This window comes from Nocardia sp. IBHARD005 (genome assembly GCF_052814245.1).
Genome location: NZ_CP199935.1, coordinates 4,392,289 through 4,411,423 on the forward strand (window position 1 = coordinate 4,392,289; position 19,135 = coordinate 4,411,423).

Annotated in this window: 20 protein-coding genes; 6 read left to right on the forward strand and 14 right to left on the reverse strand. The window is 68.5% G+C overall.

What is annotated here, in order from left to right; genetic code table 11:
* Positions 1–29 precede the first annotated feature (29 nt).
* Positions 30–290 (reverse strand): hypothetical protein, encoded by a 261-nt coding sequence (locus tag ACTWPB_RS20720; protein ID WP_446226563.1) that lies wholly within the window; start codon positions 288–290, stop codon positions 30–32.
* Between ACTWPB_RS20720 and ACTWPB_RS20725 the strand changes: the two genes are divergently transcribed.
* Positions 291–701 carry a hypothetical protein gene (locus ACTWPB_RS20725; protein WP_446226429.1) on the forward strand — a complete coding sequence of 137 codons (411 nt, stop codon included), beginning with the start codon at positions 291–293 and terminating at the stop codon, positions 699–701.
* Here the strand turns inward: ACTWPB_RS20725 and ACTWPB_RS20730 are convergent.
* From ACTWPB_RS20730 to ACTWPB_RS20740, 3 genes are read right to left on the reverse strand one after another with little or no spacing between them, the layout of a single operon-like run.
* Positions 665–1,546: an amidohydrolase family protein gene (locus tag ACTWPB_RS20730; protein WP_446222235.1), complete on the reverse strand. Its 882-nt coding sequence runs from the start codon at positions 1,544–1,546 to the stop codon at positions 665–667. The genes ACTWPB_RS20725 and ACTWPB_RS20730 overlap by 37 nt on opposite strands.
* The gene (locus ACTWPB_RS20735; protein WP_446222236.1) at positions 1,543–2,583 is read right to left on the reverse strand and encodes a nucleoside hydrolase; all 1,041 of its coding nucleotides are present in this window, start codon (positions 2,581–2,583) and stop codon (positions 1,543–1,545) included. Before ACTWPB_RS20735 ends, ACTWPB_RS20730 begins: the two co-directional genes overlap by 4 nt.
* Positions 2,584–2,639: 56 nt before the next feature.
* Positions 2,640–3,854, reverse strand: coding sequence for an FAD-dependent monooxygenase (locus ACTWPB_RS20740; protein ID WP_446222237.1), 1,215 nt, complete (start codon positions 3,852–3,854; stop codon positions 2,640–2,642).
* A 106-nt stretch (positions 3,855–3,960) separates the two neighbouring features.
* Here ACTWPB_RS20740 and ACTWPB_RS20745 point away from each other — a divergent pair, with 106 nt between their 5' ends.
* Positions 3,961–4,530, forward strand: a complete 570-nt coding sequence (locus ACTWPB_RS20745; RefSeq protein WP_446222238.1) for a TetR/AcrR family transcriptional regulator — start codon at positions 3,961–3,963, stop codon at positions 4,528–4,530.
* Between the two features lie 10 nt (positions 4,531–4,540).
* On the opposite strand, the gene ACTWPB_RS20750 is transcribed toward ACTWPB_RS20745, so the two are convergent.
* Positions 4,541–5,971: a CoA transferase gene (locus ACTWPB_RS20750; RefSeq protein ID WP_446222239.1), complete on the reverse strand. Its 1,431-nt coding sequence runs from the start codon at positions 5,969–5,971 to the stop codon at positions 4,541–4,543.
* 42 nt (positions 5,972–6,013) lie between these two features.
* Here ACTWPB_RS20750 and ACTWPB_RS20755 point away from each other — a divergent pair, with 42 nt between their 5' ends.
* Entirely contained in the window at positions 6,014–6,766 is a 753-nt protein-coding gene (locus tag ACTWPB_RS20755) for a thioesterase II family protein (RefSeq protein WP_446222240.1), read from the forward strand.
* On the opposite strand, the gene ACTWPB_RS20760 is transcribed toward ACTWPB_RS20755, so the two are convergent.
* Together ACTWPB_RS20760 and ACTWPB_RS20765 are read right to left on the reverse strand one after the other, a co-directional pair.
* Positions 6,747–7,121 (reverse strand): DUF2784 domain-containing protein, encoded by a 375-nt coding sequence (locus ACTWPB_RS20760; protein ID WP_446222241.1) that lies wholly within the window; start codon positions 7,119–7,121, stop codon positions 6,747–6,749. The two genes, ACTWPB_RS20755 and ACTWPB_RS20760, sit on opposite strands and share 20 nt — an antisense overlap.
* A gap of 68 nt (positions 7,122–7,189) precedes the next feature.
* Positions 7,190–8,620 (reverse strand): SDR family NAD(P)-dependent oxidoreductase, encoded by a 1,431-nt coding sequence (locus ACTWPB_RS20765; protein ID WP_446222242.1) that lies wholly within the window; start codon positions 8,618–8,620, stop codon positions 7,190–7,192.
* 237 nt (positions 8,621–8,857) lie between these two features.
* On the opposite strand from ACTWPB_RS20765, the gene ACTWPB_RS20770 reads away from it, so the two are divergent.
* A complete protein-coding gene (locus tag ACTWPB_RS20770) occupies positions 8,858–9,415 on the forward strand; it encodes a TetR/AcrR family transcriptional regulator (RefSeq protein ID WP_446222243.1) in 558 nt (185 codons plus the stop codon).
* Here the strand turns inward: ACTWPB_RS20770 and ACTWPB_RS20775 are convergent.
* Positions 9,412–9,762: a hypothetical protein gene (locus ACTWPB_RS20775; RefSeq protein ID WP_446222244.1), complete on the reverse strand. Its 351-nt coding sequence runs from the start codon at positions 9,760–9,762 to the stop codon at positions 9,412–9,414. The genes ACTWPB_RS20770 and ACTWPB_RS20775 overlap by 4 nt on opposite strands.
* A gap of 257 nt (positions 9,763–10,019) precedes the next feature.
* Between ACTWPB_RS20775 and ACTWPB_RS20780 the strand changes: the two genes are divergently transcribed.
* The gene (locus ACTWPB_RS20780) at positions 10,020–10,739 is read left to right on the forward strand and encodes a hypothetical protein (protein WP_446222245.1); all 720 of its coding nucleotides are present in this window, start codon (positions 10,020–10,022) and stop codon (positions 10,737–10,739) included.
* A 50-nt stretch (positions 10,740–10,789) separates the two neighbouring features.
* Here ACTWPB_RS20780 and ligD read toward each other — a convergent pair whose 3' ends face one another.
* From ligD to ACTWPB_RS20795, 3 genes are all read right to left on the reverse strand, one after another.
* Positions 10,790–11,788 carry a non-homologous end-joining DNA ligase gene (ligD, locus tag ACTWPB_RS20785; RefSeq protein ID WP_446222246.1) on the reverse strand — a complete coding sequence of 333 codons (999 nt, stop codon included), beginning with the start codon at positions 11,786–11,788 and terminating at the stop codon, positions 10,790–10,792.
* Positions 11,785–12,864 carry an ATP-dependent DNA ligase gene (locus tag ACTWPB_RS20790; protein ID WP_446222247.1) on the reverse strand — a complete coding sequence of 360 codons (1,080 nt, stop codon included), beginning with the start codon at positions 12,862–12,864 and terminating at the stop codon, positions 11,785–11,787. Before ACTWPB_RS20790 ends, ligD begins: the two co-directional genes overlap by 4 nt.
* Before the next feature lie 144 nt (positions 12,865–13,008).
* Positions 13,009–13,392 carry a cold shock domain-containing protein gene (locus ACTWPB_RS20795; protein WP_446222248.1) on the reverse strand — a complete coding sequence of 128 codons (384 nt, stop codon included), beginning with the start codon at positions 13,390–13,392 and terminating at the stop codon, positions 13,009–13,011.
* A gap of 288 nt (positions 13,393–13,680) precedes the next feature.
* On the opposite strand from ACTWPB_RS20795, the gene ACTWPB_RS20800 reads away from it, so the two are divergent.
* The gene (locus ACTWPB_RS20800; RefSeq protein WP_446222249.1) at positions 13,681–15,129 is read left to right on the forward strand and encodes a condensation domain-containing protein; all 1,449 of its coding nucleotides are present in this window, start codon (positions 13,681–13,683) and stop codon (positions 15,127–15,129) included.
* Here ACTWPB_RS20800 and ACTWPB_RS20805 read toward each other — a convergent pair whose 3' ends face one another.
* From ACTWPB_RS20805 to ACTWPB_RS20815, 3 genes are read right to left on the reverse strand one after another with little or no spacing between them, the layout of a single operon-like run.
* On the reverse strand, positions 15,130–16,443 hold the full coding sequence (locus ACTWPB_RS20805) for a pyridoxal-phosphate dependent enzyme (protein WP_446222250.1): 1,314 nt from the start codon (positions 16,441–16,443) through the stop codon (positions 15,130–15,132).
* On the reverse strand, positions 16,443–17,852 hold the full coding sequence (locus ACTWPB_RS20810) for an alanine racemase (protein WP_446222251.1): 1,410 nt from the start codon (positions 17,850–17,852) through the stop codon (positions 16,443–16,445). Before ACTWPB_RS20810 ends, ACTWPB_RS20805 begins: the two co-directional genes overlap by 1 nt.
* Positions 17,849–19,102 (reverse strand): heavy-metal-associated domain-containing protein, encoded by a 1,254-nt coding sequence (locus ACTWPB_RS20815; protein WP_446222252.1) that lies wholly within the window; start codon positions 19,100–19,102, stop codon positions 17,849–17,851. Before ACTWPB_RS20815 ends, ACTWPB_RS20810 begins: the two co-directional genes overlap by 4 nt.
* Between the last annotated feature and the right edge of the window lie 33 nt (positions 19,103–19,135).

The following is a 19,135-nucleotide window of genomic DNA, read 5'->3' on the forward strand; positions in this document are numbered from 1 at the left end:
TAGTCACAAGCCGCTGTCAGCTCCGTGACTCATGGCGCCCATGTCCATCTGCGTGGGCGCGGGTTGCTGACCTGGGCGAGGACCAGGAGTTGGCCCATCACGGCCTGGTCTTCGTGGTGGCGCAGGCCGCGGCGTAGGTGGGACTGCCGTTGCTGCTCGGGTTGTCTCTGCGTGGGCAGCATGACCTCGCGGAGAATCTGCGAACGCGCGCCGATGAGGCGCAAGCCCGTACCCGCCTCGGCGAACGCGCCGCACTGGCCAGGGAACTCCACGACGTGGTGGCCCACCATATGGCTTCGATCATTCTGCGGATCTCGGTGGCCGGACATGTTGTGCGCGAAGCCGATCCGCGCATGGTCGCAGTCTTACGACTGGTAGAGGAATCGCTGACCACATGTCATGAAACACGCGCATCGTGCTGTGCCGGTGCGGTTCCGGATCGGCAGGCGCGACGGCGGGATCGTGATCGAGGTCGTCAACGGCGGTCGCGAGGCGTCGGCGCCAGCGGGACACGCCGATCGTCGGGATGCGGGAGCGCGCCCGAACACTATCCCCGCGACGTCCGACCTGTCGACCCAGGGCACCCACTCGTGGGGCTACTGGCAGAAGGCCTTCAAGAACTCGTGGCCGCTCCTGGCCGAAGGGAGGGAGATCCCCCGCCTGATCAGCCGAGCTCGAACAACCGTGCCGCGTTGTCGTGACAGACCTTGCGCAGCCACTCCGGACCGAGGTCGAGCCGTTCCAGTGCGGCGACGGCCTCGGCATAGGGGTAGGGGATATTGGGGAAGTCGCTGCCGAACAGAATGCGATCGGCGAAGCGGCGCAGGCGATCTCGTTCGGACGGTGGGAAGGGTGCGCCGCCTTCGCTGAAGTCGGTCCACACCATGGTGGTGTCGAGATAGAGCAGCGGGTACTGCTCGGCCAGGTCGAGGAATTCACTGTATTCGGGGGTTCCCATGTGCGCGATGATCAGCCGCAGGGTCGGGAAGCGCCGCAGGAGTTCGGCGATGGGGGCGGGCCCGGTGAATTCGCCAGGGGCGGGACCGGATCCGCAATGGATGAGAACGGGTGTGCCGGTTTCGGCGAGGATTGCCCACACCGGGTCGAGCAGCGGGTCCAAGGGCGAGAACGCGCCGACCTGGATGTGCACCTTGAACACTCGCGCGCCACGATCGATGGCTTCGCGGACGTAGCGTGGCGCGTCCGGCTCGGGGTAGAAGGTGGCCGTGTGCAGGCAGTCGGGGGTGCGGGCGGCGAACTCGGCGGTCCAGTCGTTGAGCCAGGCGGCCATCTCCGGTTTGTGCGGGTACACCAGCGAGGTGAACGCCCGGATGCCGAAGTCGCGCAAGGTCTTCAGGCGTACCTGCTCGTCGTCGCGATAGGTGATCGGCCACGGTCGGCCGGTCAGCGGCCCGGCGGCGTCGAAGTACGCCCAGACCTTGTGCATCACCTGATCGGGCATGAAGTGGGTGTGGACGTCGACGATCGCGGGCAGGTTGTAGCGTTCGCGGAAGTCGGCGAGGTAGGCGACGGTGTCTACGGTCATGACTGCTCCGGGTAGAGGTGGCGGGCCAGGGCACCGACGCGGGTGACGAGGCGTTCGAAGAAGACGGCGGGGTCGGTGCCGATCACGATGTCGGCGTTGGGTTCTCGGCCCCACATGCCCGCCCAGTCGGCGACGGTGGTGGCGCGGGTGATGGTGCCGGCCAGCTCCACGTCGACGGTGGCCGCGCGGGTGGTCGCCAGGGTGGGGTCGAGTGCGACCGCGGCGGCGAACGGGTCGTGCATGTGGGCCAGGTAGCCGAGGTCGTACTGGTGGTGGAAATCGAAATAGAAGCGCACCGCGTCGGTGAGATAGCGGATGATCGGATTGCTTGCCGCCGAGCGGAATTCGGCGGGATCGCCCGCGCCGACCTGCTCGATCGGTGTGCTGTGTGCCGACTGCGCCAGTAGCTCGAGGTGTTCGGGGACCATCTCGATCGACTCGGTGATGTCGAGTGCGCAGACCAGCGGCCTGCGGTCCGGCGGCGCCGCGGAAAAGGCGTCGAAGACCGCTTTGGCCGCTTCGGGATCGACGTGGATGTTCCACTCGTTGGTCGGAGTCGTGTTGCCGGGGTGGTTGAACGCGCCGCCCATGATGACGAGGCGGTCCAGTAGGCGCGGCAGTTCGGGTTCGATGCGCAGGGCCAGCGCGAGATTGGTCAGCGGACCGGTGCACAGGCCGGTCACCTCGCCGGGGTTGGCGCGAACCAGGTCGACCCAGAGCTGGGCCGCCGATCGGGGCGACAGCGCGCGCGCCGAGACGGGCAGTTCGGCGTAGCCGAGGCCCTGCGGACCGTGGGTGTCCTCGGTGGTGCGTAAGGGGATGGCGAGCGGTTCGGCCGCGCCGAGCGCCACCTCGATCTCGGGTGCCCGGCCCAGGTCGAGCATCGCCAGGGTATTCGCCGCGACCTGTGCCCCGTCCACATTGCCCGCGGTGGCGGCGATGCCGATGATCTCGGCCTCGTCGGAGGCCAGCAGATAGAGGATGGCCAGGGAGTCGTCGATCCCGGTATCGACGTCGAGGAGGATCTTCTGCGGCACGCCATCGAGGGTAGCCGCGGACCACTCGGGGTCCGCGGCCAGTCGGTGGGTGGCGGTCAGTAGGTCGGGAGGGCGAACTCTGCGGTGTGGCCGAAGAAGATCTTCTTGGTGAGCGGACGCATCGGGCGAGACATCATGAGCCGCACGTTCGCCTTGGCGAGCCGCGTCAGCAGCGGGGACTTGGGGATCATCATCGCCAAACCGCCGCCGGGGATCTCCTTGGCTTTGTCGAGGAACGGCGAGATCTTGTCCTGGTAGCGCTGCTGCGCGCCCGCCAGATCGTCCGGGGTGGCGGCGATCTCGGCGGCCAGCACGTAGGCGCCGACAATGGCCATCGCGGTGCCCATGCCGGTCAGCGGGGATCCGCAGTAGCCCGCGTCGCCGATCAGCGTCACGCGGCCGATGGACAACTCGGGGACGTCGACGCGGGCGATCTCATCGAAGTAGAAGTCGGGTGTGGAGTCCATCGCGTCGAGGACCGCCGGGGCGTGCCAGCCCGCGCCGCCGATCGTCTTTCTGATGAGTGCGCGCTGGGCGTCGATGTCGCGGCGCAGTGCCGGGTCTGCCTCGGTGCGCATGGTGATGATCGCCTTGGCGGTGCTCGGGTCGCCGTCGGGGCGGATGCCGAGCATGGCACCGGGCACCAGGCGCATGCTGAACCAGCCGGGCTCCACCTCGGCGGGCTTCGGCATGGTGAAGAAGGCGCCGTACCCGCCGAGGTTGGTGCTGAACTTCTCCTCGGGTCCGAAGACGAGTCGCCGCGTCGCCGAGTGGACGCCGTCGGCGCCGATCACCAGGTCGAACCGCTCGGCGACCCCGGACGCGAACGTGACATCCACACCGGTGTCGTCCTGGACGACCTGGTCGATCCACGCGCCGTAGCGATAGTCCAGCCGGCCGTTGTCGGCGGTGGCCACTGCGTCGAGCAGCACCTGATTGAGATCGCCGCGGGTGATCTCGATTTCGGCGACGGCGCCCTGGCCGTCGAAGTCCGCCATCGCCATCCTGGCGTAGATCTTGCCGTCGCCGTCGATGTAGGACATCCCGCGCTCGTCGATCTGGTACTCGGCGATGCCCGCCATCAAACCCATCCGCTCGGCGGCCTCCTTGCTCGGGCCACGCAGATCGACGGCCTGGCCGCCGGGACGGGGGACCGCCGCGCGCTCGACGACGGTGGTACGAATGCCGTTGCGCAGCAACTGGAGTGCGACCGCGTTGCCCGCGATACCGCCGCCGGAGACGAGAACGTGGAGGGGGCTGGTGATGCTCATGATGGTGTTTCCCGTCTGATGAACGAATGTCTTAGACATATGTCTAACAGGGGGTGGCACGGATGTCTAGAACAAATGTCTAAGACAGCCAGGTAGCCTGCTGAGCATGGGCAATAGAGAAGATCTCCTGGCGGGGGCGCGCAAAGTGATTCTGGAGCGCGGCGTCGCGAAGGCGACCGCGCGCGATATCGCCGCCGCGGCGGGGGTGAGCCTGGCCGCGATCGGCTACCACTTCGGGTCGAAGGATCGCCTGGTCACCGAGGCGTTGAGCGAGGCGCTGGGCAACTCCATGGGTGAGGCGATGGACGAACTGATCGCCGCGGGCACCGGGAAGTCGCCACTGGAGGGGCTCGCTGTGCTGTGGAACGGGATGTCCGCGGTATTCGCGGGCAATCACGAGGCGATGCTGGCCAGCCTGGAGAACATCGTGCGGATCGTGCGCTCCGACGAGGCGCGGGCTCAGCTGGGCGACCAGCTGTCCAGGGCGTTCGTCGACCTCGGGGCCCATGTGCAGGCTGCCCATCCCGAACTCGATCCGGTCCAGGCCGCGGCGATCGGGCGGCTGTATTTCGTGCTCGCCCAGGGGCTCGGGATGCTGTGGTTGCTCGATCCCGGCCAGGTCGGTATCGATGGTGATCAGCTCACCGTGGCGGTCCAGGCGCTCGCGGGGACGTGATCGAGTCCGGTCACGGGCGGTGGTAGTGGTCGGGCGCTTCGACCCAGAACGGCTGCGCCGACCCGTACGGTGGCGCGGGCCAGCGGTAATCGTCGTAATCGGCGAATGCCGGTGCGGCCGTGACGAGTTCGTGGTGGGCGACCGTCGATGCCGGATCGGGTGGTGTCGCGGCGGGATGGCCGGGACAGCGGCCGTCCGCGGCCAGGAGCCAGGATGCGGTGCGGGCCAGCGAGACTCGGATGTTTCGCCCGAACCCGTCGTCGGCGCGCGCCAGCAGCGCGTCCATGACGGCGGCGGCAAGGAGGTAGCCCGACCCGTGGTCGAGTGCCTGTGCGGGCAGTGCGCCGGGACGATCCGGTGTTGCCTCGATGAGCGAGATGCCGGATGTCGCTTGGACGATGCTGTCGAAACCTCGTCGGTCGCCCCATGGTCCGCTCGTACCCCATGCGGACACCGAGGCCTCGATCACGCCGCGACGCCGGGCCGCGTGGACACCGGCCGCGGCGAGCGCGCCAGGACGGTAGCCGGTGACGAGCACATCCGCCTCGGCGAGCAGATCCTCGAATGTCGCGAGGTCGGTTCGTAGGTCGAGCAGGGTCGAGCGTTTGCCCTGGCAGTTGTCGGAGAACTGCCAGTCGATCTCGGGCAGGTGCGGTGGGTCGATGCGCAGCACGTCGGCGCCGAGCAGCGCCAGCGTTCGGGTCGCGACCGGCCCGGCGAGGACACGAGTCAGGTCGAGCACGCGAATACCGGTCAGGGGTCGGTCGGTCGTGGGACCTGCCCCGGTGGCACCGAGCGCAGTGCCGGGCCGTTGATCGTTCAGACGATCGTGCCCGCCTCCCGGCAGCGTCGCGTCGGTGGTGGGTATCCGGTCGTCGCGCACGTCCGCGGCGACCAACGGGCCGGTCGCGGCGGCGCGGCCCATCGGGCTGGTCGACCATTCGTCTTCGGTGCGGACGCGGACCGCGATCGCACCCGCCGCGGCCGCTTCGTCTTCGACCTCGGCGCCCTTCATCGTGGACAATCGGTCGGTGAGCCGGTCGGCGGCACCGTCGGCGGGGAGGTCGAGTGCCCGCAGGAGTCGTTCACGGTGATGGGGGTAGTTGGCGTGGGTGCGGACCCAACCGTCGGCGGTGGGGAAGAAGCCGGACAGCTCGGCGAAGAACGAGGGGGCGCCCGCGCCTCGACGGAACAGACGCTCACTGCTGAACGCCGCGGTCACCCGGTCGGCACCGAGGCAAACGGGGCGGGTGGGCAGTCCCCGCGCGAGTCTGACCCGGTTGGCGGCCGCGCTCGCCGCCGCGACCGAACCCGCCGCGAGCGCCCACACCGGTAGGGTGGCCGCCAACCGCGCACCCGGGTCCGGCACGTCGACATCGCTCGACGGTGCGAGTCCGAGTCCCGTCTCGTAGGCGTGGACGAGCTGCTGCGCGGTGGTCACATCGACCAGCCTAGTTGTGGTGATGATGGTGAGGAGTGTGATGTGGGCGTGAATACGGCTGCGACGGAGTGGGTTCGGATACTGCGACCGGATACGGCGGCGCGCGGGCGATTGACCTGCTTTCCGCCGGGTGGGGGATCGGCGGCCTTCTATCGGGAGCTGGCGCGACACATCGGTGCGGGCGTCGAAGTGGCGGCAGTGCAGTATCCGGGGCGACAGGACCGCCTCGACGATCCGACGATCACCGACCTGCACCTGCTCGCCGACCGGATCGCCGCGGACATCGCGCGTCAGCCCGGTCCCGCCCGTTCACTGTTCGGGCACAGCATGGGCGCGACCGTTGCCTACGAGACCGCGCGGCGACTCGCCGCGGCCGGACAACCGGTCCGCGCCCTCATCGTATCCGGCCGTCCCGCACCGGAATTCGTTGAAACCGGACGGCTACACCAGGCCTCGGACGCCGCGCTCATCGACGATCTGGAGCGGCTGGCGAACGACCCGGTGCCGGTGCGTCTGCTGCGCACCGAACCGGGGCTCGCCGATCTCGTGCTGCCCGCCGTCCGCGCCGACTACCAGGCGGTCGAGACCTATCGGCAGCGATCGGGACCGTCGCTGAGCTGCCCGGTCGTCGCGCTCGTCAGTACCGAGGACCCGACGACCACGGTGGCGCAGGCCGAACAGTGGCGTGCGGTCACCGACGGGCCGTTCAACCTGCGCACGTTCGGTGGCGGGCACTTCTATCTCGACGAACAACACGCCGCGGTGGCGCAGGAGATCACACGGCACGTGAACTGAGGCGGCGCTGGTGCAGGCGCGCGTAGCCCACCCACGACACGAGCACCGCCACCGCCGCGAGCGCGCGCACCAAGCCGAGCGCGCTGTCGGGGTAGATCACCCCGGTCAGGTAGTGGTCGATGAATCCCGCGGCGGGCAACTCGCCCTCCCCGGCCCGCCTGCGCGCCCAGTTCTCGGCGTAGGTCAGCGGGCAGTGGAAGCCGATCAGGACGGTGCCGAAACCCCACGCCACGGCCGGCACGTGCAGGCCGATCGTGCGCGGCCATCGCCACGCGAGAAAGCCGCCGGCGACCACGTACGCGATGAACGCGACGTGGGTGACGGCGAGAACGTCGGCCAGCACCCGGAACGGCACCTATTCAGAATATGTACCCGCTCGCCGGTCGGAATCATGATCATCATTCCGGTTCGGCATCGCTTGGATCACCAGGGTGAAGGCCGGTAGTCCTTCAGGAAGCAGCCGTACAGGTCGACGCCGTCCTCGCCCTGCACGATCGGGTCGTAGACGCGGGCGGCGCCGTCGACGAGATCGAGGGGAGCGTGGAAGCCCTCTTCGGCGAGGCGGACCTTCGTGAAGTGCGGGCGTTCATCGGTGATCCAGCCGGTGTCGACGGCGGTCATCAGGATCGAGTCGGCCTCGAACAGCTCGAGCGCGCTGGTGCGGGTGAGCATGTTCAGCGCGGCCTTGGCCATGTTCGTGTGCGGGTGCCCCGGGCCCTTGTAGCCGCGGCCGAACTGGCCTTCCATCGCGGAGACGTTGACCACATACTTACGCCTGCCCGCCGCGGCGGCCAGCGCCGGACGCAACCGCGACACCAGGATGAACGGCGCGACCGAGTTGCACAGCTGCACCTCGAGCAGTTCGGTGGCCTCCACCTCGCCGACGGTCTGCACCCAGCTGTTGGTGTGCGCGAGATCGGGAACCAGGCCGCCCGCGTCGATGGCCACGCCCGCCGCGATCCGTTCCGGGGTGGCCGAGCCCGCGACCAGCGCGAGTTCGGCGACATCGGTGGCCGACAGCGACGGCGTGAGCGAGGCGGTGAGGGCGGTCGGGTGAGCCTGCATTGTTTTGCCGAAGGTGACCATTTCCGGCAGGACGCCCGCGGGCAGCGGGGAGGTCTCGGCGTCGACCAGGGCGCTGTAGGCACCCGCCGAGCGGCGCACGGTCTGGGCGGCGTTGTTGATCAGGATGTCGAGGGGGCCCTGTGCGGCGACGTCGTCGGCCAGTGCCACGACCTGCGCGGGATCACGCAGGTCGATGCCGACGATGCGCAGCCGGTGCAGCCAGTCGGCGCTGTCCTCCATGGCGGCGAAGCGGCGGATCGCGTCGTTGGGGAAGCGGGTGGTGATGGTGGTGTGGGCACCGTCGCGCAGCAGGCGCAACGCGATGTACATGCCGATCTTGGCGCGGCCACCGGTGAGCAGGGCGCGCTTGCCGGACAGGTCGGTGCGGGCATCGCGTTTGGTGTGGCTCGCGGCCGCGCAGCCGGGGCACAGCTGGTGGTAGAACGCGTCGACCTGGGTGTATTTCTGCTTGCAGATATAGCAGGGTCGCGCCTTGAGCAGGGTGCCCGCGCTCGCGCCGGAGGTGGCCGAGCTGATCGGGATGCCCGCGGTCTCGTCGTCGATCCGCTGGGGCGAACCGGTTGCGGTCGCGGCGATGACCGCGCGGTCGTTCGAGGAGATCTGTTCCCTGGCCTCGATGCGACGGCGGTGCTTGAGCTTCTTGAACATGTGCCCGACGGCGCGCTGCACGGCGAGGGAATCGGGGTGTTCCTTCTCCAGCTGCCCCGCGCGTTCCAGCACCCGCAGACAGGTCGCCAACTCATCCGGATCGATCATGTTCTCGGTCATCGGGGAGCGCGACATTCCTTCGTGCGGGAGCGGTTGACGACATCTATTGTCGCATTGGCCGCGCGAGCGACACGCTGGGTATCGTGATGGGCCGTCGCCGCAACCGCGCGAGGGACGATTCGAACCCGACGGAGCAGCCCGATTTCCCCGCTGGAGACCGACACCGCAGACGCGCCGCGCAGGCGCAGGCTCGAACCCGACGAGCGACGCGCGCAGATCCTGGCCTGTGCCATCGACATGTTCGGTGAGCGGCCCTATGCGGCGGTGTCGACCGCGGAACTAGCCCAGCGAGCGGGGGTGGCGCGTGGCCTGATCAACCACTACTTCGGCAACAAGCGCGACCTGTACCTGGCGGTGGTGCGTCGCATGGTGACGCTGCCGCGTCAGGACAAGGTGTCCATTCCCGACGGCTCAGCGGGTGAGCGGGTCGACGCGATCGTGGGCTGGCTGCTCGACACCATCGCCGAGCACGGCACCACCTGGGTGAAGGTCACCAGCCACGAGGGCGTCGGTGACGACCCCGAGGTGCAGCAGATCCTCGACCAGGCCGACGATGCCGCCGCCGAACGCATGCTGGTGATGATCGGACGCGCCGATCTGGCAGACAGTGCACCTTTGCGCGCACTGGTACTCGCCTACGCGGGTCTGGTGAAAGTCGCCGGGCGCGAATGGATCACCCGCGGCACGCTCACCAGGGCACAGGTGCATCAACTGCTGGTTGACACCCTGCTCACGCTGATGACCGAGACGATCCCCAGCGTCCTGCGCGCCGAGCCGACGCCGAGCGGACGTTAGGAATCGAGCGCGCGCCTCGCGCGTGGCATCGCGACCGCGGCGCTGTAGCGCTGTGGTACGGCATGGCCGGGTGCGTGGCCATTGCGGCCGAGCGCCTGTTCGATCTGCTGCTCGCGGTGATGTTCGAACATCAGCGCACCGACGCCGCCGCCGAGGAACAGCACCGTCATGATCCCGGCCAGTACGCCCCACCCGGTGTGCTCGGTGCCTGCCGCGACGAGCGTGCAGGCGAGCCCGACCACGCCGATCGCGCACATGATGATGCCCGGGACGTTGTAGTCGTCGGCGAGGAGATCGCCGGCTTGGGCATGCCAGGCTCCGTCTGCCGAGGGCGTGCTGTCGGACATGATTCCTCCTCGCGAGCTCAGGAGTGCGCGCAGTGGTGCACTTGTTGACCAGCATGAACCTGTTCCATCTGGACAGGCAAAGGTGTTTGCCGGTTCGTTACCAGGCGAATTACCGCAGATCACACGTTATGTCACTGTGACCCTATTTCGCGTTTGAGCTGCCCTATCGGGCTCTGAGTCCTTATTCTCGTCGCGTAACCCGGCGTCGCACCTGTTTAGTTGTGCGCCCGGGGAGATCGGAGAGGGACCCGGGGTTGATGGCACGGTACGAGGAATGGGACGACGACCCCGAGCAGGAGTCCGACGATCGGCGCTGGAACGGCCAGCGCTGGCCGCAGGTGTCCACGGACGGTTCGGGCGCTGGTGGCCGCGGTGACCAACCGCGCGTGAATCCGTATGCGATGGTGGCGCTCGCCGCCGCGCTGGTGGTGCTTTTCCCGATCGCGATCGTGTTCGGGCTGCTGTCGTTCGGGCATCCGCGCGGGCGGGGGATCGCGGTGCTGGCCGTACTGCTCGGCATCTCCGAAGCAGCGGTCGCGATCGCGATCGGGCTCGCGGTGTTCGGCGGGCTGGAGGTGTCCGTTCCGACGCTGGCCCAGTCGGTCGCGGCAACCCCGACGCCGGTGTCGGTGACCTCCCACGGCGCGCCGCCGGTGACCGGGGCCGCGCCGGTGACCCAGGCGGCTCCGGTGACGAGTCCCCCGGAAAAGGGCAGCGTCGTCGAGAAGGGCACCGCGTGTTCGGCGGACAAGGCTGGTCTGCTCGGCGTGGCCGCAGACGGTGCAACGTTGCTGTGCCTGCGCGGACCGGGCGGTCATACCTGGTCAGGGCCGTTCCGGGTGTCGGGGTCGTACTACACCGCGGGGGCGAAATGTGATCCCTCGGTGGACAAGTCGGGGCGCACCTCCGACAACCACGCACTCGTGTGTGAGGGCAAGGGCAGCGCCGCGGTCTGGTCGCTCTGGACCACCGAGTAGATCTCAGCACTCGGTGCAGCTGCCGCGTCTGGGTGCTTCGGACCTGGCGTTCAGTCCTTCTTGGCCCGGCTCGGTTGCACGCGCGGTGGCTCGTTCGGCATCTTCGGATACTGCGGTGGCCACGGCGCGTCCATCAGCCCCGCCGCCATGTCGCGCTCCGACATGTCCAGAAGTGGTTCGATCGACTGGGGTGCCCGGTTCGCCCATGGATCACCCGACGCGGCCAGGCGGGCGGGCACAGTCGCGAGGGTGAGTTCGTCGGGGACGACGGTGTCGAGTTCGGCCCAGGTGATCGGCGTCGACACCTGACCGCCGACCTTCGGCCGTACCGACCAGGCGCCGAACACGGTCTTGTGTGGCGCGTTCTGATTGAAATCGATGAACACCCGCGAGCCGCGCTCCTCTTTCCACCACTGCGCGGTGATCTCGTCGGGGTGCCTGCGTTCCAGTTCCCTGGCCATCGCCACCGCGGCCGCGCGCACCTCGTAGCCGTCCCACCTCGGTTCCAGGGCTGCGTAGATGTGCAGGCCACGTGAACCCGAGGTCTTGATGGCGGAGTCGATGCCGAGTTCGGCCAGTAGCTCGCGAGTGCGCACCGCGGCACGGCGCAGATCGCCGAATCCGATGCCGGGCGAGGGGTCGAGGTCGATCCGCAGTTCGTCGGCGATCCGCAGATCGGGAACGTGATTGGGCCACACGTGGAAGCCGAGGCAGCCCTGATTCACCGCCCACAGGATGTGCGCGAGATCGTGCGCGACCAGCGCGTCGCTGGTGGTGCCGTTCGGGGTGGACACCTCGACGGTCTGCAACCACTCCGGCGCCGACTTCGGCACCCGTTTCTGGAACCACGATTTGCCCGACGCGCCGTCGGGATAGCGTTCCAGCAGCAGTGGACGCCCACCGATCACGCCGAGCAGCGGGTCGGCGACGGCGCGGTAGTAGTTGACGAGGTCGAGCTTCGTCTCGCCGCGTGTGGTGAAGTAGATCTTGTCGGGATTGCTGATCGTCAGCGCACGGCCGTCGATGTCGAGTTCCACCGCGGTGCTCATCGGCCGGCTCCGAAGATCGCGTCGAGTTCGGCGGGTGCCACTTCGTCGAGCTGAGCGTAGGTGCACGAATCGGGGGTGCGGTCGGCCCGGAACCGTGCCAGCCGCCCGCCGTGGCGGAACCGCCCCGACTGCACGTGCTCGTAGCGCACCTCGGCGACCAACTCGGGCCGCAACGGCTCCCACGACAGGTCCTTGCCGCCGGTCCATCGACTCACCCCGCCCGGCATCTTGCCGTCGGCGTTCGCCTGTGCGGCCGCGTCGGCCCAGTTGCGCCACGGATGATCGTCGAGCGCGTTCTCGCGTAACGGCGCCAGCTCACCGAGCAGTTCGCGGCGCCGGGCGGCGGTGAAACTCGATGCCACCCCGACGTGATGCAGAGTGCCCTCGTCGTCGAACAACCCGAGCAGCAGCGAACCGACACCCTCGCCGTCCTTGTGCATCCGGTACCCGGCGACCACGCAGTCGGCGGTGCGTTCGTGCTTGATCTTGAGCATCACACGCTTGTCCTGCAGGTAGGCCAGCTCGTCGGACTTGGCCATCACGCCGTCGAAGCCCGCACCCTCGAACCGGGTGAACCAGTCCTGAGCCACGTCGGGATCCTGGGTGATCGGCGTGAGGTGGATCCGGCCGGGCGCGGCGTCGAGCAACGATTCGAGCTCGCGGCGCCGCAGCGCGAACGGCTCGGTGGTGAGATCGCGATCGCCGAGGGCGAGCAGATCGAAGGCGACGAAACTGGCCGGTGTCTGCACCGCGAGCTTGTTCACTCTGGATGCCGCAGGATGCAACCGCTGCTGCAAGGTATCGAAATCGAGGCCCTGGTCGGTGACCACCACGATCTCACCGTCGACGACACAGCGTTGCGGCAGCGCCGCTTTCAGCAGCTCGGCCAACTCGGGGAAATAGCGGGTGAGCGGGCGATCGTTGCGGGAACCGAGTTCGATCTCGTCACCGTCGCGGAACACGATGCAGCGGAAGCCGTCCCATTTCGGCTCAAAGCTGAGTCCTGGTTCGCGCGGTAGCGACGGCGTCGACTTGGCCAGCATGGGGCGCACTGGCGGCATCACCGGTAGATCCATCCGATCCTCCTCGCGGGTCTGTACACCCGTGTCGACGATGCGAGCACGCCCGATTCATCGGTGTGTGAGGCGATCGTAGGACGGGGCACCGACACGTGCGCGGACATCGGGGGCGCGTCTGTCGCGCTCAGCTGTCCGCGAGGGTCAGCTGTCGAGCCAGCCGTGCTCGTCGGCGAAGGTGGTGAACCGGTCACGGATGGTGATGATCTCGGCCGCGGTGAGCGCCGGGGAGGCTTCCAGCAGGAGTTCGGTGATCTGCTGACGCAGTTCGTCGGGACCGAGCCGGTCGCCGGTCTTGCGCGTTTTCGGGGCCGCGGGGGGCTGGCCGACTCCGGTGAGGTTGATCGCTTTGGGGCCCCGGTCACCTTCGGTCACATCGAACTCGAACAGCCGACCCTGACGGAGTTCGTCCTCGTCGAGGCCGATGTCGTTGACGTGGACGAACACATCGGGCCCGCCGTCATCGGGCCGGATGAACCCGAAACCCCGTGAACCGTCGAACGACACCAATTTCCCGATGGACACCAACCAACTCCTCGCTCCGCTTCCCGTCGCTACTCTAACGCGGCTTTTGGGCGATTTTGCCCGGAAAGTGGATAGTCGGCGAAATCTTCGGATCGGCGATGCGGTCGCTCGACCGAGCATGGTCACGATCCGGTAACTGTGCGTTCACATCGGGTCATTAGCGTTCCTCACCGGTCGGAACGGTGTGGAGGTTGTAGACGCGTGTTGGACCCCGGTGTGGGGATGATATCGGGGGGATTCGATGTCGGTCGCGGCGTTCTGACGGCGACGGCGCGCACCGGGAGTGCGCCGGTGTATCTGAGGCCCTCCACGCCACCGGTGCTCGCGCCACGACCGTGTCCGGCGTATGTGCCGCTCGCGCCCGCCCAGGAGCGGATGTGGCATGCCGCCCGGCTCGGCCGGTCGGCGGACTGGAATGTGGCGCGGGCCATGCGCGTGCGCGGGGCGTCGGTCGACGTGGCGGCGTTGCGTGAGGCGCTCGAACTCCTTGTCGCGCGACATGTTCCGCTGCGGACCCGCTATCCGGTCACCGAGCTCGGCCCGGCACAGCAGGTGGCCGACCCCGGCGATCTCGTCCTCGATGTGGCCGAATGCAGCGTCGCCGAAGCCGAACTCGCCCCCGCGGTCGCCGCGCTGGCCCGGCAGCCCTTCGACCTCACCCGTGATCTGCCGGTGCGGGCGCGGCTGTTGGTCCTCGGCCCCGGCGATGTGGTGCTTGCCCTTGTCGTGCACCACATCTCGGTCGACGGCCGATCAATGGGCCCGCTGATCCGCGATCTGGTCACCGCCTACCTGGCCTGTCGCGCAGGCACCTCCCCGCAGTGGCCGCCGCTGCCGATCAGCTACATCGACTACACCCTGTGGAAGCACGAGCAGCTCGGTGAGTTCACCGACGAGTGGAGCCGGGCGACCCATCAGCTGCGGTACTGGGCCAATGCGCTGGCGGGCCGTCCCGCCCTGCTCGACCTGCCCGCCCGCGAACAGCCCGCGACGCCGATCGACCCGGTCGCCGGTGCGCTGCTGCCGATTTCGTTCGACGCCGCGACCCACGCCGGGCTGCTGCGGGTGGCGCAGGACGGGCGGGCGAGTCTGTTCATGGTGTTGCAGGCCGCGTTCGCCCTCACCGTCGGCGCCTTCGCTCGCAGCTGCGATGTCACTGTCGCCACGGCGGTTTCGGGTCGCGATCACCGCCTCCTCGACGATCTCGTCGGCAACTTCTCCGATGACGTGCTGATGCGGGTCCGCCTTGATCGCGCGGGCGACGTCGACGAGCTCATCGATCAGGTACGCCGCGTCGCGCTCGCCGCGTACGCCCACCCCGACACCCCCGACACTCGCCTCAAGCGCTGTCTGCTGCAGGACGCCGCGCTCCCGCTGTTCCAGGCGACGCTCATCCTCCAGCGCGCGGGGTCGCCCCGCACCAGCCTGGAACCTCCACCCGCACAGGGTCTTTCGATCACCGAGGTGCCGACCGGCGTGGTCAGGGCCAAGCATGATCTCGAGTTCGGGCTCACCGATCACGTCGATCCGCTCGGCGCGCCGGCCGGGATCGACGGGTCGTTCATCTATCCGATCGCCCGGTTCGACGAGGCGACCGCACAGCACTTCGTGGCGCGTTTCCGCGCGGTCGCCGGGCTGCTCGCCGATGGCTATCGCGGCCCGCTCGCGGCCCTGCTGGCGACAACCGGCCGCGGTCGTTCGCCGAGCACCGCCCGCCGTGCGACCAGGGTGCTCGTCTGATCAGCCGCCGCGCTCCATGGCATATCCGGCGTCGCGCCACGCGACGATGCCGCCCGCAAGGCTGAACGCCGCATAGCCCGCGCGGTGGGCCAGCGCGGCGAAACGCAGCGAGGTCTCCCCGACGGGGCACACGAACACCACCGGCCGTGACCGCGGAAACGGCACGCCCTGGGTGAGCATTTCGTCGAGTTGGTCGTCGCGGATGTTGAGCGCGCCGGGGACATGCCCCACTCGGTAGGCCATCGCGCCACGGGTATCGACGACAGTGGGTCTGCCGGTGCGGTCGAGTTCGGCCAGTGCGGCGGGCGAGAGCGTCGGCGCGGCGTCGCCGGGGCTCGGTGGTGGCGGCCCGGTGGGCTTGCCGAACAGATCCGGCCTGCGTTTGGCGAAATAGGACAGATACGGTTCGATCCGGTCGCACACGATCAGCACGGCCACCAGCGGTCTGCCGTCGGGTCGCGGTGCCGCTGCCAGCGCGCGAAGGGCGGCGAAATAGCCTGCGCCGCTGGTCGGTCCGGCGAGGACGCCGTAGCCACGAACCAGGTCGAGGGTCGCCTCGATGGCGGCGGCGGAGTCGACGGTGACGATCTCGTCGTAGAAATCCGGCTGGAACAGGCCGACCTCCCACATCTCGCGCTCGGAGCGGATACCGGGGATGAAGTCGAAACGGTCCGATACCACCCCGATGGTGCGCAGCCCGGGATGGTGGGCGAGCAGCGCGGTCGCGGTGCCACGGGTGGAGCCGGTGGTGCCGAGGCCGCCGATCAGATAGTCGAGATGGTCGATGCCCGCGTCGGCGAGGTCGGTGGCGATCTCGGTGCCGGTGCCGTCGTGATGGGCCGCGATATTGCGCTCGTTCGTGTATTGCGAAGGGTGATAATAGCGACCGTGCGCCTGGCTGATGGTCTGCTCGATGACGGCCGAAACATCATCGGCCGCATGGGGATCGGGACATTCGGACAGGCCGGGAAGTTCCACGATCTCGGTGCCGAGCAGTTGTAGCAGCTGGCGGACCTCGCTCACCCTGATCCGGTTGGTGACCGCGCGCAGCGGAATGCCGTGCAGTGCGCCGAGTACCCGCAGTGCTTTGGCCGTGTTGCCGCTCGACGCTTCGATGAACGACTGTCCGCCCGCGGTGATCCGCTCGAGGTCGTCGCGGATCATCGCCCAGGCGACGCGGTCCTTCACTGAACCGAAAGGGTTGTGCGACTCCAGTTTCGCGTACAGGTCGACCTCGGGTAGCCCGTGGACGGCGGGGTCGAGGCGCAGCAGGGGAGTGTTGCCGATCAGTTCGGTGATGTGGGTGTAGACCATCAGCGGTCCCCGGGCCGATAGTCGGCATCAGGGCAGAGTACGAACCGTCCATCGCGATGGAGCACCGCGACTTTCGCCGGAACCGGGTGCATGGACGCCTGCGCGGCCGACAGATCCATGTGGTAGGCGGCGGTATTGGCGAAGACCACCGGATCGCCGGGGGACGGCAAACGCTCGACCCGCACCTGCCGCTGGGTGACCAGGTCGCGCTCGAGGCACAGGTGCCCGGCGAAATACACCCCGACAGGCCGGGATTCGACGTCCTCGGCCAGCACGATCGGATCGATGAGCACCTCCTGGTCGGCGGCGGTGACGGTGTCGCGGCTGAGATCAAGATGTACCAGCGTCGCGCCGTTGCCCGCCTGTTTGACGAATTCGACTTGCGCCACGGTGATTCCGGCATGGTCGACCAGCGCTTTGCCCGGTTCGAGCCAGAGGTCGAGGAGATTGTCGGTGAGCACCGCGCCCAGCGCCCGTCCACCGTGCCCTGGCAGGGCAGCGGTGAGTAGCTCGGTGAGGGTGGCGGCGGCGGGCTCGGTATTGGCGTACTTGTGGAACACCGGTCCGCCGTGCACCATTCCCTCGGCGAGGTGGTAGCCGAAAGTGTTGTTGCCCCAGTGCATCGCGGGACCACGCCCGAGCAGACCTGCCCGCAGCACGTGGTCGTAGGCGTCGTAGCCCGCGGCGTCGGTGGTGAAGACCTGGCGCAGGCCACCGCCGATATCGAGCACTGCCGGCGTGAGACCGTGCGCGTAGGCGCGTTCGATCAGTTCGAGACAGTCACCGACGGCGTTGACCCGTTCCGTGGTGGCCGCGGTATCGAGATGGAAGGCGAACCCGAGCAGCCGCAGCCGATCTCGATGCCGCACCAGCAGATCCAGCGCGGCCGCCACGTCGGCGAGATCGATGCCGAACCGGCTCGGTGAGCTACCGGCGAAGCCCGAAATGCGCAGCAACACCGGCACTGCCGGTTCCCGGGGCGCCAGCTCGGCCAGGGTCGCGAGTTCCCAGAGATTGTCCACATTGACCGTGACTCCCGCCGCCAGCGCGGCGCGCAGCATCGCGGCACCCTTGGGCCCGGTTACCTCGATCCGGTCGGCGGGGAATCCGGCGGACAACGCCGACCGCAGTTCCCGCGCGGATGCCACATCGACGGCGATCCCCGCGCGCGCGGCGGTATGGGCGAACGCCGCCGAGTGATTCACCTTGTGCGCGTAGCAGATCCGATACCGGAACGTTCCTGCGTCGAGTGCGGTGCGCAGCGCGGCCAGGTTGGCGGTGAAGACCTGTGGGAACACCAGATGCAGCGGGGAGCCATACCGGCGCAGCGCCGCACGCACGCCGTCGCGATCGGTGAGAAACGCGGCGACGAGCGGGTGCAGCGCGGCGGGAACGGCGGGCGGGATCATCCCACCGACGCGCCGGGCACCTGCGCCGGCACGTCGTCGACCGGGTTGTAGCCGCCGTCGCGCAGCGCCTCGAACACGCGGAACCTGTTGCGCGGACTGCGGATCCGTGCGAGCACCCGTTTGGACTCCAGGTCGATCTCGACGAGGGGGATATCCATCGACTCGAGCAGGGCGGTGATCGTGCGGACGCAGTGCCTGCAGCTCATATCGGGGACGTAGAAGACACCGTCGTCGCCTGCCGGATCGCTGCCGGGTCGCTCCTCGGTCAGGTCCTCGACCACCTCCACCGTGCCCGCCAGCGCGGTGAACGTCTCGACGAACCGGTCTGCCACGGTAGCGAGCACATGCACGCCTGCACCGTCGATGTCGTGCTGAGTCGCCGCGAGGCAGGTGGGCCGGGTGCCGGGCGGGAGCAGCGCGTATTGCCGTGAGATCAGGTCGAGGTCGTCGTGGTATTTCGCGACGGCCGCCTCGGTCTCGAGGCCTTCCTCGGTGGTCGCGCGCAGCATCACCGCGTGCGCGTCGGCGATGGTGGCGTCCTTCATCGCGCGCAGGACCGCGATCGAATCGGCGGTGTAGCGCACGGACCCATCGGGCTGGGTGGCCAATCGCACCGGGATCATCCCGCGCCGGAAGGTCGAGGCCTGCAGTTCCCAGAACCAGCGGGTTGCGACGGCGGTGAAGATGCCGGAATCACGCATCCCCCTGGTGAATTCGATGACCCCGCGATAGGGAGTGTCGGCGGCGATCAGCCCGTGCTGGACCAGCGCGCGTCCCGTCGCCTCGATGCCGACCCGGAAGATCTCGTGCGGATCGTGATCGGTGGTGGTCGCGGAAAGGACGCCGTGATCGTGGGCGGGTAGAGCCGCGGCCCGCGCCGCAAGGCCGGATGCCGAGAGTGCGCGCCACAGCGCCAGCACGGTTTCCCGCGCGATCACCGCGAGCTCAGGACCTGAGCCCGTGGTGTGGAAGTACCCGGTGTTGGGGATGCCGGCGCTGTCGGTCCAGGTGAGGCGGTGGGTCGCGCTGCTCACCTGGTCGGGGCGGCACGGTCGCATGAACCGGTCCAGGTACATCCGCTGGGACTGCGTCAGCGCGGCGCCGGTCTCGGGTTGTAATGCGCGGGTACGGAAGGTGATTCGAACCGGAGCCGGTGGTTCGGTCGAGGCGAAGAGCCCGGGGGCGGCCAGCCGGGCCAATACCCGGGACGCGGCGCGGCGATCGTAGTGCTGCACGGTGGGCGTGCCCATCGTTCCTCCTCGGCGTCGGGGGCTTGGCGGACA

Coding starts and splice junctions, on each gene's coding strand:
- ACTWPB_RS20780 (WP_446222245.1), top strand. CDS start 10,020: ATGGCACGGTACGAGGAATGGGACGACGACCCCGAGCAGGAGTCCGAC.
- ACTWPB_RS20730 (WP_446222235.1), bottom strand. CDS start 1,546: ATGACCGTAGACACCGTCGCCTACCTCGCCGACTTCCGCGAACGCTAC.
- ACTWPB_RS20805 (WP_446222250.1), bottom strand. CDS start 16,443: ATGGTCTACACCCACATCACCGAACTGATCGGCAACACTCCCCTGCTG.
- ACTWPB_RS20815 (WP_446222252.1), bottom strand. CDS start 19,102: ATGGGCACGCCCACCGTGCAGCACTACGATCGCCGCGCCGCGTCCCGG.
- ACTWPB_RS20790 (WP_446222247.1), bottom strand. CDS start 12,864: ATGGATCTACCGGTGATGCCGCCAGTGCGCCCCATGCTGGCCAAGTCG.
- ACTWPB_RS20770 (WP_446222243.1), top strand. CDS start 8,858: ATGTTCGGTGAGCGGCCCTATGCGGCGGTGTCGACCGCGGAACTAGCC.
- ACTWPB_RS20725 (WP_446226429.1), top strand. CDS start 291: ATGGCTTCGATCATTCTGCGGATCTCGGTGGCCGGACATGTTGTGCGC.
- ligD (WP_446222246.1), bottom strand. CDS start 11,788: ATGAGCACCGCGGTGGAACTCGACATCGACGGCCGTGCGCTGACGATC.
- ACTWPB_RS20745 (WP_446222238.1), top strand. CDS start 3,961: ATGGGCAATAGAGAAGATCTCCTGGCGGGGGCGCGCAAAGTGATTCTG.
- ACTWPB_RS20765 (WP_446222242.1), bottom strand. CDS start 8,620: ATGACCGAGAACATGATCGATCCGGATGAGTTGGCGACCTGTCTGCGG.
- ACTWPB_RS20720 (WP_446226563.1), bottom strand. CDS start 290: ATGGTGGGCCACCACGTCGTGGAGTTCCCTGGCCAGTGCGGCGCGTTC.
- ACTWPB_RS20775 (WP_446222244.1), bottom strand. CDS start 9,762: ATGTCCGACAGCACGCCCTCGGCAGACGGAGCCTGGCATGCCCAAGCC.
- ACTWPB_RS20740 (WP_446222237.1), bottom strand. CDS start 3,854: ATGAGCATCACCAGCCCCCTCCACGTTCTCGTCTCCGGCGGCGGTATC.
- ACTWPB_RS20810 (WP_446222251.1), bottom strand. CDS start 17,852: ATGATCCCGCCCGCCGTTCCCGCCGCGCTGCACCCGCTCGTCGCCGCG.